Source organism: Lysinibacillus sp. NPDC093210, from assembly GCF_044753985.1.
GTDB lineage: Bacteria > Bacillota > Bacilli > Bacillales_A > Planococcaceae > Lysinibacillus.
Window position 1 is genome coordinate 193,436 of sequence record NZ_JBIVOE010000008.1, and the last position, 12,552, is coordinate 205,987.

Genomic DNA, 12,552 nt, shown 5'->3' on the forward strand with positions numbered 1-12,552 from the left:
GCATAAGTTATATAATTGTTATATAACTTTTTCGCATTATATCTGCATTATTTTGATATGTATGAGCTTTTTTATTGGAAGAATCTAATTGTAGTTTTTTCGGTCATTCTCTTCCTATTGAATTTTCTTTAAACTTATATAACAGTTGTATAAATGTTATATAAATGTTGTATAACTTATATCATTTTTCATATAAATGCGGCACTAATATTCGAGAAACACCCTATGGCTTTTTCGATATAAGTTGTATAAATGTTATATAACTTTTTCGCACTATAAAATCAAAATACTGTCAATTAAAAAGAAAAAGGCATTTAGACCTCAAATGTAGCTGCTAATCTAAATGCTCTTGTGCCCCTATTTGATTGAAATTATTGTCTTCTGATTTTGATCACTTTACGGCAGGAGTGCTATAAATGTGTACGGATTGTGTCTAAAGTGTGACAACTATGTACAACAAATTCCTATATGTGTGCACGCACTCGTTTTTCTCTTCGAACTAGAGGCAGGTATAGGTGTATATACGTCCGTGCGTAAACCTACTTATTGGCGTTATCACTTAAAGCGGGCTTTACGGATTACTTTCGCTCCAAGCACGCTTATTACATTTCTTTTAATAGCACGTGCCATGGAAAACCAAAACACTGTCAATTAAAAAGAAAAAGACATTTAAACCTCAAATGTATCTGTTGATCTGAATGTACCTATCCCCCCTGTTTGTTTGAAATTATCGTCCCTTAATTTAGTTCACTTTACGGCAGAAACGCCACGATTGTGTCTAAAATGTGACAACTGTGTACAACAAATTCCTATATGTGTGCACGCACTCACTTTTCCCTTCAAACTAGAGGCAGGTATAGGTGTACATACATGCCTGCGTAACCTACTTGTTGTCGTATCTTAAAGCGAGCTTTACGGATTACTTTCGCTTCAAGCACGCTTATTACATTTCGATTAATAGCACGTATCATGGAAAACCAAAACACTATCAATTAAAAAGAAAAAGGCAGTATGACGCTAATACTATCCCTATTATTTGCGATATTTACATGGAAGCTGAAAAACAAGGATTAATTAAGTCTGGTCAGCAACATGTATTAGAAAAGGCAAAAATTTTATTAAGGTCTTTAGCAAAGGTTGGAATTACAGCTTTAATTGATGAGGCAACCAATTACCAGGACATCAGAGGTAAAGATGAACTTCAGATTTTATTAGAAAAATTCATCTCAGAAGAATTACGTCCATACTCAAGAGAATTTAAAAGCGACTATTTTGAACAACTGTTTCGCCTTTATAAGCTCCCATACGATCCAACAACAACAAAAAGACCTCGTTATTTTGCTGGATTCACTAACAAATATGTATATGACATGTTACCTCCAAATGTATGGGAGAAATTAGATGAAAAAAATCCGCTTATATATAACAGTGAAAAGAATAGATCGGACAGAAAATATCGTTTGCATCAATATCTTTCTGAAGAGAACGGTCTTAAATTTTTGAGAGAACATTTAGAGGGTTTAGTTACCGTTATGAAACTCTCTCAGGGCATGGATGATTTTAAAGAGAAATTCGAACTTGTTTACGCCGATAAACTGAAAACGCTAGGAAGAATGCAATCACAATATCAATTAACATTAGATATGATAGATTAGATGGATATCTTAATTTAATTGGTTATGATGATTATTATAAAATAGAAGATAACCTAATTATTCAACTAACGAGTGGTTTAGTTGAATATTCGATTTCTGAAATGTTCAATCTTTATTACAAAAAGCCCAATACTGAAATGAAAAATAGCCCCTATTTTGATCAATATTTGTTCAAAATAGGGGCTATTATTTTCTATAAGAAACATCATTAAAAGCTGCGTTTTAATCAATCTTTATTCCAAGTCAACATGAAGAAGTTTATAGGTTGCATTCCATTCTTCTGCCGATAAATCAAATGCTGTCTCTCTATGTATTTTAGGCATTATGATACCTGCCCTTCCAACTGAACACCCTTTATGCGTGCCTGATCTAATTGTAAAAACATGCAATACCCATTACTTAAGATGATATTTTTGTCTGTTCGAACTCTAAATTACATAACCAACAATTCTTCATAATACCCCTCTCTTCTAGTATAAAATTTCCAATTATACTACATAGCTACCTAATTTTAATGTTCAGAAGTAAACAATTTTAATTATCTTAATCCTAGCTTCTGTCCGACTTAGAAAGCTTATAAATAGCTGATTTGGTGTATCCGACACTTTTTTTTGAATTATCTTTTCTGCAAATTTGTAGCATGGGGTATTAATGCTTCTGCTGGCTTCATTGCTTAATAACACTATTACCTATTACGGAGGAACAAACAAATGGAACGAACTATTGAAAAATCAATCGAAGAAAAAATTGAAAGCTTAATTACACAAAGCCTTGAAAAAATCCTTGAAAAAAATATTGAATTAATCGTTGATACAAAGCTTGATTCTTACCTTAGAAAAAAGCTTGGATTTTCTCCTGATAAAAACCTTGAAAAAATCTTTTAAAAAAAACTTGCTGAAACAATTGGACAGCATAATGAGCTTACAGCTAAAGAGTGGCTGAACGTTCAGGAAACTTGCGATTATATCGGAATTTCCTATAAAAGTTTACAAAAGCTTATTGATCAAGGGCTTAAATTTAATTCAATTGGTCGCAGCAAGCGATTCTCCAAAACGGAAATCAATCACTTTTTAAAAATGTACAAGCATAAAAAATAATGGAAAACACAAAAGGAGATCATTCTAATGACAACAATGGACAAAGCGATTAAAGAATATATGAAAAAAGGCGTTCTTCATTATATGGTGAAAATGTATGGAGGTATCGATCCATATACGAAAAAGCAAATCGACATTACAAAGCGTGGATTTAAAACAAAAACTGAGGCAAAAGCTTTTTATACTCAAAAGCAAGCGGGAGTACTACAAAAAAGTGCTACTGACATGTCAAATCTTACATTTGAGCAATTCTATCATAATCACTATGAAAAATACCTTGAAAAAAGTAGTATCGAAAAAAGTACTTTAGGGAAAATTAAAGGAATGTTTAAAAACCACATCCTACCCTTCTATGGAAATTTAAAGCTTAAAAACATTTCCTACCCAGACACTTTACAGTCATTTGAAGTATGGGAAAAGAAGTTAAAAAGACCTTCAAAGGTAGCGAGTGAATTAAACAAATGCTTAGGACATGCAGTCAATTATGGAATTATTTCAAAAAATCCCGTTGATCTCGAGGAATTGCGTTCTAATGAAAAAATGGCACTTCGTAAGAATGGTAATAAACAAATTGAAAAACTGTTCTATACACCAGATGAATTGGGTGTATTTATTCAAAAGCTGAAATCAACAGATGATATTTCAAAAATTGCAATTTTCCTCGTGCTTGTAAATTTAGGCTTACGAAAAGGGGAGCTTCTTGCACTGCAATGGCAAGATATTGATCTTCAAAACAAAAAAGTTCGTATCCATCAAGCTATCGGTACGGATGAATCGAATAAACCTTATATTAAAAGTACGAAGAACTCGGATGAAAGAACGCTTGATATTGATGAAGAAACTTTCCAAGCATTATTAAAATGGCAGGGGCTTCAAGCAGAGCAATTAAAGTGGCAAAATCTTGAGCATCAAGGCGAGGAGCAGTTTATCTTCCCAAACAATAAAAATACTTTTTATAATAACTGCAAGTTAAATGCTTGGTTAAAAAAATTCCAAACTCAACATGGTTTAAAGCTTGTTTCAGTTCACGGCTTACGTCACAGTTGTGCTTCCTGCATCTATTATCTAACGAAAGATATAAAATTCATTCAACGTTTCTTGGGTCACACAAAAATAGCAACAACGATAGATACGTATATTCATTGCATTCCTGAATTATACAATCTATTAGATGATTGATATACTCATACAGCATAAATGATCGTTAGTTGAATCTCTACCCATGGCAAAGTACATCCGTATTTTGGCACTCTTTCTTTCTCTTTTTTTAAAGGAATTCGCAATAAGTAAAGAAATACTTAAATCTAACCCTTTTATTTATACATTAATCATAAAAAAAGCTTAGCAGAAACCTTATTAGATAAGGATCTACCGAGATTTTCATATTTTTATTAATTATCCCCACTCAATAATAGGCGGTATTACCTGTTTCCTTAAATGACAGCCCTTCTTGAAAAATTTCATTGTTTTGGTGGTGTGTTTGGTGGGAAATACAATCACCGAGCATTCAGCAAGCGAAATCTCCAAATTGTTTTCTATCTTTCCTATAAGTTATCTCGTCTTTGTTTATTTAAAAATGGCTGTTTTCTCAAAGATTGTTGACTGCCATCCATCCAAACCTCATCTGATAGCTTAGAATCAAGTCAAAAGGAGTGCAGGCTTTTACACCACTACTACATTAAGTTATAAATAAAATTACTGTTATTGCAGGCACTAGACTAGAAAAGAAGCATCTAGGAAAGAAAGTTCTAATAATATATCCCCTGTATTTCATTTCCTTGCATTAAAACATAAGACTGTCTAAGACCTATTAAAATAACGCATAACGGTTCTAAGTGGTCTTTCATTAACCATCACTTTCTTCAAACCCTGTACTTATTAAGATTTTACATTATAAAAATCTTCTTTATTTTCTTCATAGCTTTCATAAATTTCAATTAAACTATTACTTTTTAAAGAATCGTCTTGAATAATTTTTTTTATTTTTTCATAATTTTTTATGGCATTCTCCTTTACAAAACCATAAGAATAACTTCCCAAAACTTCAAATGTAATTGGTACAGGTAAAATCAATGAAGATGATTCTATACTTGAGTCATCTTCATTATAAAATATTGAAAAATTAAATTTGTAAATTACAGGCATTAAGGGGTCTTCACCCAATTCACTTGCAATCTTGATCTTAAATCTATCAACTCCATTAGGTTCTATACTTTGCGATATTGAATATTGTTTATTTTCTACTCCCGATAATAGAACATCGTAAGTATAGGAAGATTCTATTCTTTTATAGTTTATTTCTACGGGATTAACCATCTCATAATAATCATGTATAATAAAATTAATTTTTTTCAAAAAAGCAACTTCATCACCAATATTTCTAACTTTAATATCTAATATTGGGTATTCATCGTCTTCATTTATTTCAATATCAATTATCTTTATTTCAGCTTTTTTTTTTGTGTGAAATTGTTATTAATAACACCTGAATTATTATTTACTATAGTACTATTATTAAATTCACTTCCACTATTATTTTGAATTGAAACGGTACTTACTTTAGCTAATTTAAGTATATTCTGTAAATCTGTATCCTCATCGATTGCGGCTTCAAGGAATTTCACACTTTTCTTATACTCATTTGGGAATTCATTTATTTTTAAAGCAATAGTTTCATAATATTTTTCATCAATGATCCAATCCTGTAACTTATGCTTTAAATGCTCACTTTTTATATGCCCCCAACTCTTAATAATATCCCAAGCAACTCCAGATAATATAGCAGATGTTAAAAAATTCATACTCAAATCCTCCACTTAATTAGAATTATCAATCCTAGAATATTCTAACATATTTTCACTTACAAAAAATAGCATACGAGGATTCCTTAATGGATTTAGAGAATTAAATTCTACAATAAATTTATTTGTAAAGTTGATGGGGGGGAATAAATTTAATTAAAGCCTATTTCACACGTATTAAATGTTAATAAACGCTGTGAAATAGGCTAATCCAAACATAGTTATACTAGCTTGTTATTCCCACTCAATAGTTGCAGGTGGCTTAGATGTAACATCATACAGCACGCGGTTAACGTGTTTTACTTCATTTACTAGGCGTACAGAGATTTTCTCTAATACATCCCTAGGGATACGTGCAGTCAATATATTGGTGACTCAAATTCTACACCATTTGTTCACTCAATTGTAGCAGGCATGAAAATTTTACTCCTCTCTTTCAGGAGAAACTAGTATACTAAGACCATGTTTTTCTCCGTAATCCCACATTTTCACCCAAGGAAATGTGTTTTCAGGTAGAATAAAAGTCCGCATTTCTAATGGTTGAATTGTTGACATATCACATTTTGTGCCATGTAACTCGGTTGCTGGATGTATACTTACTTCTCTGCCAGTATCGTTATAATATACAAATTTCAAATTTCCCCCTCCATTATAGGACACCAAATTCTCAACTGAATTTCATTAATGAAATACCTAACTCCCCTTGGATTATTAAACCTCCGTTAATAGAGTCTATTTATTTAATTGTTGGTTCATTACCCATCGCATTAATCTTCCACTCTTATCTTCATCAGCGTACCATTTACCATGGAAAGTAAAAATTTTACATTCATCAGTCAACAAATATATTTCGTCCCCTAATCTATTTATTAAAGCTTTTTGAATTAAACTATTAACCACTTCTTCTAATTTAACTTCGTTTTCATCATCATAACCATCAAAAAATTCACTCTTTAAGTATAAAGGATTTTCATCACACAATTTATGCATTATGATAACTTCATCATCCGTGACTTCTCTAGGACTCCATTCATAAGTTTGAGGTGAACTAGATAAATCTTTTTGGCTTATATCCCTATAATTAAACTCCCATCCCATCTGTCCATTATCATTTGTCGATATAATCGTACTTAATAAAGGATTAAGTATTTCTTGTTCTAAATCCTCTCCAAAAATATCAGATGATAACTTATACTTATAACTTAATCTAGTCCAAATATACTCTAATAAAATCTTGATTGGATTTATTGTAATAAGGTAATTCTTTAGAAACTATTGCTCTAAATGCATCACGAAAAGCACTCATAGAATGCATTTCCTTTTCGCTCATTTTATAGAGATTATACATTTTTTTATATGAATCTAATAATTCATCTTTATATAAAGTTTTTTTAATCTCTAGTACAGCTATTACCTGTGTATATTCATATACGTATTTATCAGTACGAGGTATTTTTTTCCCCTCTCCCTCAACAATCATACAGTCTATCTCATTACTTACTTTCTCTTCACCGTTTACTATAAATCCAGAAGTTACTTTAATATTCAGGTCCTCGAATAATGCCATTTCCAATATGTCCTTAGTGAGACCTTCGAACATGTCTCCAATTGTAGGACCATGTGTAATAAATCCAAATTCTTCGAATTGCTCTTTTTCTTTCTCTATAATTTTTTTTAATAAATCAGCTACAGTATTAATCACTATAATCACCCTTTTTTCTATATTTAATCATTCTGCCAAATCTACTTTTTCTCCTTACACAACTAAAATTCATTGTGAATATAAGGAGATATTTATACTTAACTCCCTCTCTATAAATAAACTTAAACTAGGAATAAAACCAAATCAAGGATATTATGTATGTAAACGGATAATAATTTTGTATTTATAATAAGGAGGCATAATATGAGAATAAAAGAGTTCACTATCGAAAATTTCAAAAATATAGGTATCTCTCAACCATGTAGAATTGTTTTTCCGACGGAAGAAGAAAATGGGACATCAGATTTCATTACAATTATAGGAGAAAATAATGTTGGTAAATCTACAATTTTCGAAGCTTTAAGACTTTTCTTACCTGACACTGGAATTGCAAACATCCCTACACTAGAGATGTTCCCAATGAAGACTCTTCCCAGTAGCGAAGAAAAAAACATGAGATTGACGCTTATTCTAAATGACTTTAACGAACAGGACAGAGAGCATAGATTTCTAAAACCCTATATTTATAACGATGAGATTAAAATTAAAAGAGTATGGTCTAACACTGAACAGAAAGATTCCGAAGTTCCTTTCCAAGTTTATATACCTACTCTTGAATTACTTGAAATCCCTTCAAATAATACTTTTAATACGGCTGCGTTTCAAAACGTCTCACCCGACCTAGAGTCACTTTACCGTCAATATTGTGCAGAAAATAATATTACAAATGGAACAATTACTGCAAAGAAAAAAGCAGATTTTATAGAATTTGTTTATTTACATAATTCATCTTTATTATGTATAGGCGAACCTATTTGGCAAGACAATCCAAATGGATTTGCATCTAATATTCGTTCTGTACTACCTAAAGTAATTTATGTCCCTGCAGTAAAACTAATAGAAGATGAAGCTGATTCTAGTAAAAATAAATCTGCTGCTAGTCAACTTACATCAATTCTTTTTGAAGAACATTTAAACGGCACATCTGAAATACAAAATTTTCAATTTGCACTTCAAGAACTACAAAAAATTTTTAATGGTGATTCACGTAATGCACAAGTTCAAATTCTAGAAGATAGAATCAGTAAAAAACTTCAACGATTATTAAATATTGAAGCTAATGTAGATTTTGCAACTCCAGAAGTTATGCAAAAACTGCACCTAAATTCTACACTGCTATTAAAATATAATAATTTAGTTACTACACCAAACCAACATGGTAATGGTGTTCAACGTATGCTAATTCTTTCCCTCCTAGAGTTGATGGCGGAGCAGTTAACTAATAATAATTTAGGAGAACAAGAATTATCAGTTTGGAAAAAGCCGTTCCTTTTTATGATTGAAGAACCAGAAATTTACTTGCATCCACATTTACAAAGAAAAATGAGAGATTCATTAGTTCAAATCTCAAAACATCCATTAGCACAAGTTATATGTACATCACACTCTGAAAACTTCATAAATTTAGCAGATAGACATCAAGGTATTGTAATCCTAAAGCAAGAAAACAATGTTACATCTACCATTCAAGTTACTGATAATATTTATTCTGGTATGACCGCAGTTGAAAAAAGAAACCGAATGAGAATGCTATTAAATTTCAATCCTTCCACATTAGAAGCATTTTTTGCACGTAGGGTTATCTTAGTTGAAGGGGATTGTGAAATAGCTAGTGTGACGGCAATAAAAGATAAACTAATCGAATTAAATCCAGAAAAGAAATTTTTGATTGAAAATGTTCTTCAAGAGGTTTCCATTATTTCTTGTAACGGTAAATTAACTCAAAAAGCCTATTTTGAGGTACTAAGTCATTTCAATATTAAACCATATTTAATACATGACTTAGATGGTGAATCTCTATACGAGGGGAGAAATTTAAACATTTTTGATTCTATACAATCGGAGGAATACAGGTTAACGCATTCTCCAAATTTCGAACTAGATATTTTTGGACAAAGTTGGACTTATGATAAACCTTGGAAAGCAACTAATCTAATTTATAACAGTTATGAGACATATCATGAAAAACTAATCAGATTTTTCAAGTTTGTTGTAGGAGAAGACATTATTAATGCATTAGAATTAAAACTAACATCCACATCTGAAACTGTCCTAAATTCCTAATCAATTATTGTAACTTACATGCTTACTTGTATTATTCAAAAGTAAGCATGTTTCTTCCTAAAAGACCGCAAGTATCCTAAACATAGCATTAACGTACTTGTACTCTATTCAACCCTTTATTTTTGTTCATTTATTATTTTATAAACAGTAGCCCTACCAATCCCATACTCCTTTGAAATATCTGTAGCACTTTCTCCTGCTTCAAATAAAGCTCTTACATGCTTTTTTACCTTATCATCAATTGCAGGTCTGCCTCCAACTCTACCACGTTTACGAGCAGCTTCTAAGCCTGCCTTTGTTCTCTGTTGGATAATATCTCGCTCAAGCTCCGCAAATACAGCTAGCATCCCAAACATAGCTTTTCCAGTAGGTGTGGAAGTATCAAATGAATCATGTACAGATACGAAATCTACTTCTTTTTCTTTTAATCGGTCTGTTAGCTCATACAATTCTTTTGTACTTAGTGCTAAACGGTCTAGCTTATATACAACGAACAAGTCACCTTATGTTGCTGCTTTCATTGCATTGATTAATTCCATTCGCTCATTCTTACGGCTCGATACTTTTTCTACATATAAAATAAGCTCTAACCCTTTTTGGTCTGCATAATTTTGAATTGCTCGTTCCTGCATATCTAAATTCTGTTCTTCAGTACTAACACGACAATAACCAATAATTCTACTCATAACATAACTAGATCCTCATTTCTATAAACTTATACGTTATATACACTTTTGATTACAGACGAGTTTATAGACAAATTCCATAAAAAAAAGAGAGCATAAACGTTAATTCATGCTCTGTCTTCAATTCGTCTATTAAATGATGGTTTTATAGGAAATGTTTTTAGAAACTAATAACACTAAAATGTAGATTTAACAACTCTTATACCCTATTCCGATACAAAACATCCACCCTTTCCACCTAACTCCTTGTTAATGGTAGGAACTTTTTTATCAAAATTAAAAGTTCGGTATCCGAGTAAGATTTTATTTTTAACTGCATCCGGTTATTAATTAATGTAATTAATTGTTGGATAGCAGGTATTATAAATTCGAAATTATTACTATATTTTTCACAAATAATTAGTTCTTGATTTTCGTGATATTGTAATTCAGGTAATCCTTTTTCGCGTATTCTTATAAAGAATGACATACCTATAGTTTTACGGTGTTCATGTAACAAGTCATTTTTAGTTTGGTCTCTTTTTACTTGTTTTCTTTTTTTGTGATAATTACCATCAAATTCAATGCCTATAAGTAAGGAACTTTCTAATAAATCTATTTCAATACGATGTCCATTTTCCCACGTTATATTAAGATATTTCTTATCAAAATTACCAACAATTTCATTTAATATTAACTTTAATAATCTTTCACTTCTTGAAAACTTATGAGAAGAATTATGGATTGGACATCCTTGGTTTTGTGAAGTTCTGTATCGTACTTCTTTTAAATAATAATCCACACAACGGCTGCACCAAAACGGATATTTAGCTGAACTGTTAGGTAATATCAATTCAGATCTGAACTTAGGATGTAACTCTTTGGCGTAAACTGGATACTTAATTTTGAGATTATTTTCTAATGTTGCTTGTTTTCCGTTACACTGTGGGCATGCAATATGACTAGCCGTAAAATCAGCACACCTTTGTTTTTGTTCTTCGTATATTCCCCAATGATGTTCCTCACAATTTACATAAATATAATCATTAGAATTTGCAGCTTTAGTAGAAGGGATATAACCCATTGCTCTATTTCTTCCCTTGTGCCAGTATTTATCGATATGTTTAGGGTTAGCTTTTGCTTGAACACAAGCTTCTATATTAGTACCTTTGCAAAATTGACATATAACACCGCCCCTTACTATAGTTTGATAAACCTTCTCAGGTGACTTTACTGTAAATGGACAATTAGGATTATTAAAATCACATTTCCAGAATGCATTGTATTTATCTTTTACTGTAACATTATTAAAACTTTTCCCAACTACTTTTTTGTTTTTTTCAGTTACCCATAATGATAACATTTTCTTTTTTGCTCCCAAATCATTAATAATTTTAAGCCACTCCTTATTTTTCTATAAGGACATTCTGTTTAAAAGATATAAATTTTATACAAAAAGTTTTATTATTCTCATTTTTTTATGAAAAAATACATTTTCGGTCAATTATTTTTTACATTTTTCTTAATTAACAGTGTTGATACCAGTAAATATATGTAAATCCTAGATCAATCTATGATTCTACAATCTATCAATGAACTTTTAGGCACAGAAGAAATATAAAAGGAGAAGTTTGTATGAATGTAATTAGTAAGGAAGAATTAATTGCCCTTGTCTATACAAAATGTACGGCACAAGGTATTATTCGCGAGGCTAAGGCGTTAATGGTTCAGCGTAGTTATAACTTTTATAACAATAAGCGTTTAGGTCGTGTTCCAAAAGAAGCCGTGGAGGAAATTACAGGGTTAAAATTTTAGACATGAAGGATTGATGTTATATGGTAAAAATCACTGGTGTCTATAAAGATAAACAGTCTGGGAAATGGTACTACTCCGTTTCCCTAGGCTTGGATGCCGTGACCGGTAAACGCATTCGCAAAGTACGTAGAGGGTTTAATTCACAAAAGGAAGCTTATGAAGCCAAGACAGCTGAATTAAAAGAATCTTAATACATGAATAAAATAGGAAATATCGGTATGGATTTCGATACCTTCATGGAACAATTATTTATTCCTGAATATAAATCAAAAGTTCAAATAACTATATTGGAAGTTAGAATACCTGTTTTAAAAAAGATTATGAATCACTTTGGCAAAAAGATAATCGTAAACATCACTAATTTAGATATTCAAATATGGAAGAATAGTCTAACAGCACGCGGTTTACGTGTTTTCCTTAGTTAACAATACGTACAGAAATCTTCTCCTGCACGTCATAAGGAATGCTTACCCAGTCTGATGTCATGCCGTAGATTGATATTACGCCGCGGATGGCGACTGTGTTCTAAAGAATAGGTTTCATATTAAAATCATTTTCGTTCAAATTTTATTCAGTCAATAGTAGCATTATTTTTCCAAATTACGCAACTATCCATTTAAATGCATAAATGCATACATGTATATTTCTACAAAATAATTAGTCTAATTTTTCAAAAAACTTATCATGGATTAT

Annotated in this window: 15 protein-coding genes and 3 pseudogenes; 8 read left to right on the top strand and 10 right to left on the bottom strand. The window is 31.2% G+C overall.

The annotated features are described in order from the left end of the window. The first annotated feature begins 1,049 nt into the window (after nucleotides 1–1,049). The 4 genes from ACIP9C_RS18255 to ACIP9C_RS18270 all read left to right on the top strand — a co-directional run bounded on the left by ACIP9C_RS18255 (nucleotide 1,050) and on the right by ACIP9C_RS18270 (nucleotide 3,931). Entirely contained in the window at nucleotides 1,050–1,655 is a 606-nt protein-coding gene (locus tag ACIP9C_RS18255) for a P63C domain-containing protein (protein WP_401012879.1), read from the top strand. A gap of 710 nt (nucleotides 1,656–2,365) precedes the next feature. Then, nucleotides 2,366–2,539 (top strand): hypothetical protein, encoded by a 174-nt coding sequence (locus ACIP9C_RS18260; protein WP_401012881.1) that lies wholly within the window; start codon nucleotides 2,366–2,368, stop codon nucleotides 2,537–2,539. Nucleotides 2,540–2,593: 54 nt separating this feature from the next. Further along, nucleotides 2,594–2,752 (top strand): helix-turn-helix domain-containing protein, encoded by a 159-nt coding sequence (locus tag ACIP9C_RS18265; RefSeq protein WP_401012949.1) that lies wholly within the window; start codon nucleotides 2,594–2,596, stop codon nucleotides 2,750–2,752. A 27-nt stretch (nucleotides 2,753–2,779) separates the two neighbouring features. After that, the gene (locus tag ACIP9C_RS18270) at nucleotides 2,780–3,931 is read left to right on the top strand and encodes a tyrosine-type recombinase/integrase (RefSeq protein ID WP_401012883.1); all 1,152 of its coding nucleotides are present in this window, start codon (nucleotides 2,780–2,782) and stop codon (nucleotides 3,929–3,931) included. Nucleotides 3,932–4,630: 699 nt separating this feature from the next. Here the strand turns inward: ACIP9C_RS18270 and ACIP9C_RS18275 are convergent. From ACIP9C_RS18275 to ACIP9C_RS18300, 6 genes and pseudogenes are all read right to left on the bottom strand, one after another. Beyond that, complete coding sequence (locus ACIP9C_RS18275; protein WP_401012885.1) at nucleotides 4,631–5,107, bottom strand: hypothetical protein; 477 nt, start codon at nucleotides 5,105–5,107, stop codon at nucleotides 4,631–4,633. A gap of 86 nt (nucleotides 5,108–5,193) precedes the next feature. Next, on the bottom strand, nucleotides 5,194–5,553 hold the full coding sequence (gene gapS6a / locus ACIP9C_RS18280) for a GapS6a family protein (protein WP_401012887.1): 360 nt from the start codon (nucleotides 5,551–5,553) through the stop codon (nucleotides 5,194–5,196). A 234-nt stretch (nucleotides 5,554–5,787) separates the two neighbouring features. Continuing rightward, nucleotides 5,788–5,910 (bottom strand): annotated as a pseudogene (locus ACIP9C_RS18285) (GMP synthase (glutamine-hydrolyzing)); the annotation flags it as partial. Nucleotides 5,911–5,976: 66 nt separating this feature from the next. After that, nucleotides 5,977–6,189 carry a hypothetical protein gene (locus ACIP9C_RS18290; RefSeq protein ID WP_401012888.1) on the bottom strand — a complete coding sequence of 71 codons (213 nt, stop codon included), beginning with the start codon at nucleotides 6,187–6,189 and terminating at the stop codon, nucleotides 5,977–5,979. Between the two features lie 96 nt (nucleotides 6,190–6,285). Next, complete coding sequence (locus ACIP9C_RS18295; RefSeq protein WP_401012890.1) at nucleotides 6,286–6,651, bottom strand: hypothetical protein; 366 nt, start codon at nucleotides 6,649–6,651, stop codon at nucleotides 6,286–6,288. Nucleotides 6,652–6,760: 109 nt separating this feature from the next. Next, nucleotides 6,761–7,255, bottom strand: a complete 495-nt coding sequence (locus ACIP9C_RS18300; protein ID WP_401012892.1) for a DUF6602 domain-containing protein — start codon at nucleotides 7,253–7,255, stop codon at nucleotides 6,761–6,763. Nucleotides 7,256–7,459: 204 nt separating this feature from the next. Between ACIP9C_RS18300 and ACIP9C_RS18305 the strand changes: the two genes are divergently transcribed. Next, nucleotides 7,460–9,379, top strand: coding sequence for an AAA family ATPase (locus tag ACIP9C_RS18305; protein ID WP_401012894.1), 1,920 nt, complete (start codon nucleotides 7,460–7,462; stop codon nucleotides 9,377–9,379). Between the two features lie 116 nt (nucleotides 9,380–9,495). Here the strand turns inward: ACIP9C_RS18305 and ACIP9C_RS18310 are convergent, their stop codons facing one another. The 3 genes and pseudogenes from ACIP9C_RS18310 to ACIP9C_RS18320 all read right to left on the bottom strand — a co-directional run bounded on the left by ACIP9C_RS18310 (nucleotide 9,496) and on the right by ACIP9C_RS18320 (nucleotide 11,407). Continuing rightward, a complete protein-coding gene (locus tag ACIP9C_RS18310; protein ID WP_401012951.1) occupies nucleotides 9,496–9,621 on the bottom strand; it encodes a helix-turn-helix domain-containing protein in 126 nt (41 codons plus the stop codon). Nucleotides 9,622–9,651: 30 nt separating this feature from the next. Beyond that, a pseudogene (locus ACIP9C_RS18315) lies at nucleotides 9,652–10,065 on the bottom strand (recombinase family protein); the annotation flags it as partial. Between the two features lie 238 nt (nucleotides 10,066–10,303). After that, on the bottom strand, nucleotides 10,304–11,407 hold the full coding sequence (locus ACIP9C_RS18320; RefSeq protein ID WP_401012896.1) for a hypothetical protein: 1,104 nt from the start codon (nucleotides 11,405–11,407) through the stop codon (nucleotides 10,304–10,306). A 272-nt stretch (nucleotides 11,408–11,679) separates the two neighbouring features. On the opposite strand from ACIP9C_RS18320, the gene ACIP9C_RS18325 reads away from it, so the two are divergent. From ACIP9C_RS18325 to ACIP9C_RS18335, 3 genes are read left to right on the top strand one after another with little or no spacing between them, the layout of a single operon-like run. Next, nucleotides 11,680–11,859 (top strand): DUF3173 family protein, encoded by a 180-nt coding sequence (locus ACIP9C_RS18325; RefSeq protein ID WP_401012898.1) that lies wholly within the window; start codon nucleotides 11,680–11,682, stop codon nucleotides 11,857–11,859. Nucleotides 11,860–11,879: 20 nt separating this feature from the next. After that, nucleotides 11,880–12,050, top strand: a complete 171-nt coding sequence (locus tag ACIP9C_RS18330; protein ID WP_401012900.1) for an Arm DNA-binding domain-containing protein — start codon at nucleotides 11,880–11,882, stop codon at nucleotides 12,048–12,050. Nucleotides 12,051–12,053: 3 nt separating this feature from the next. After that, entirely contained in the window at nucleotides 12,054–12,284 is a 231-nt protein-coding gene (locus ACIP9C_RS18335) for a hypothetical protein (RefSeq protein ID WP_401012902.1), read from the top strand. On the opposite strand, the pseudogene ACIP9C_RS18340 reads toward ACIP9C_RS18335, so the two are convergent. Continuing rightward, nucleotides 12,280–12,381, bottom strand: a pseudogene (locus tag ACIP9C_RS18340) (GMP synthase (glutamine-hydrolyzing)); the annotation flags it as partial. The gene ACIP9C_RS18335 and the pseudogene ACIP9C_RS18340 overlap by 5 nt on opposite strands. Nucleotides 12,382–12,552 lie beyond the last annotated feature (171 nt).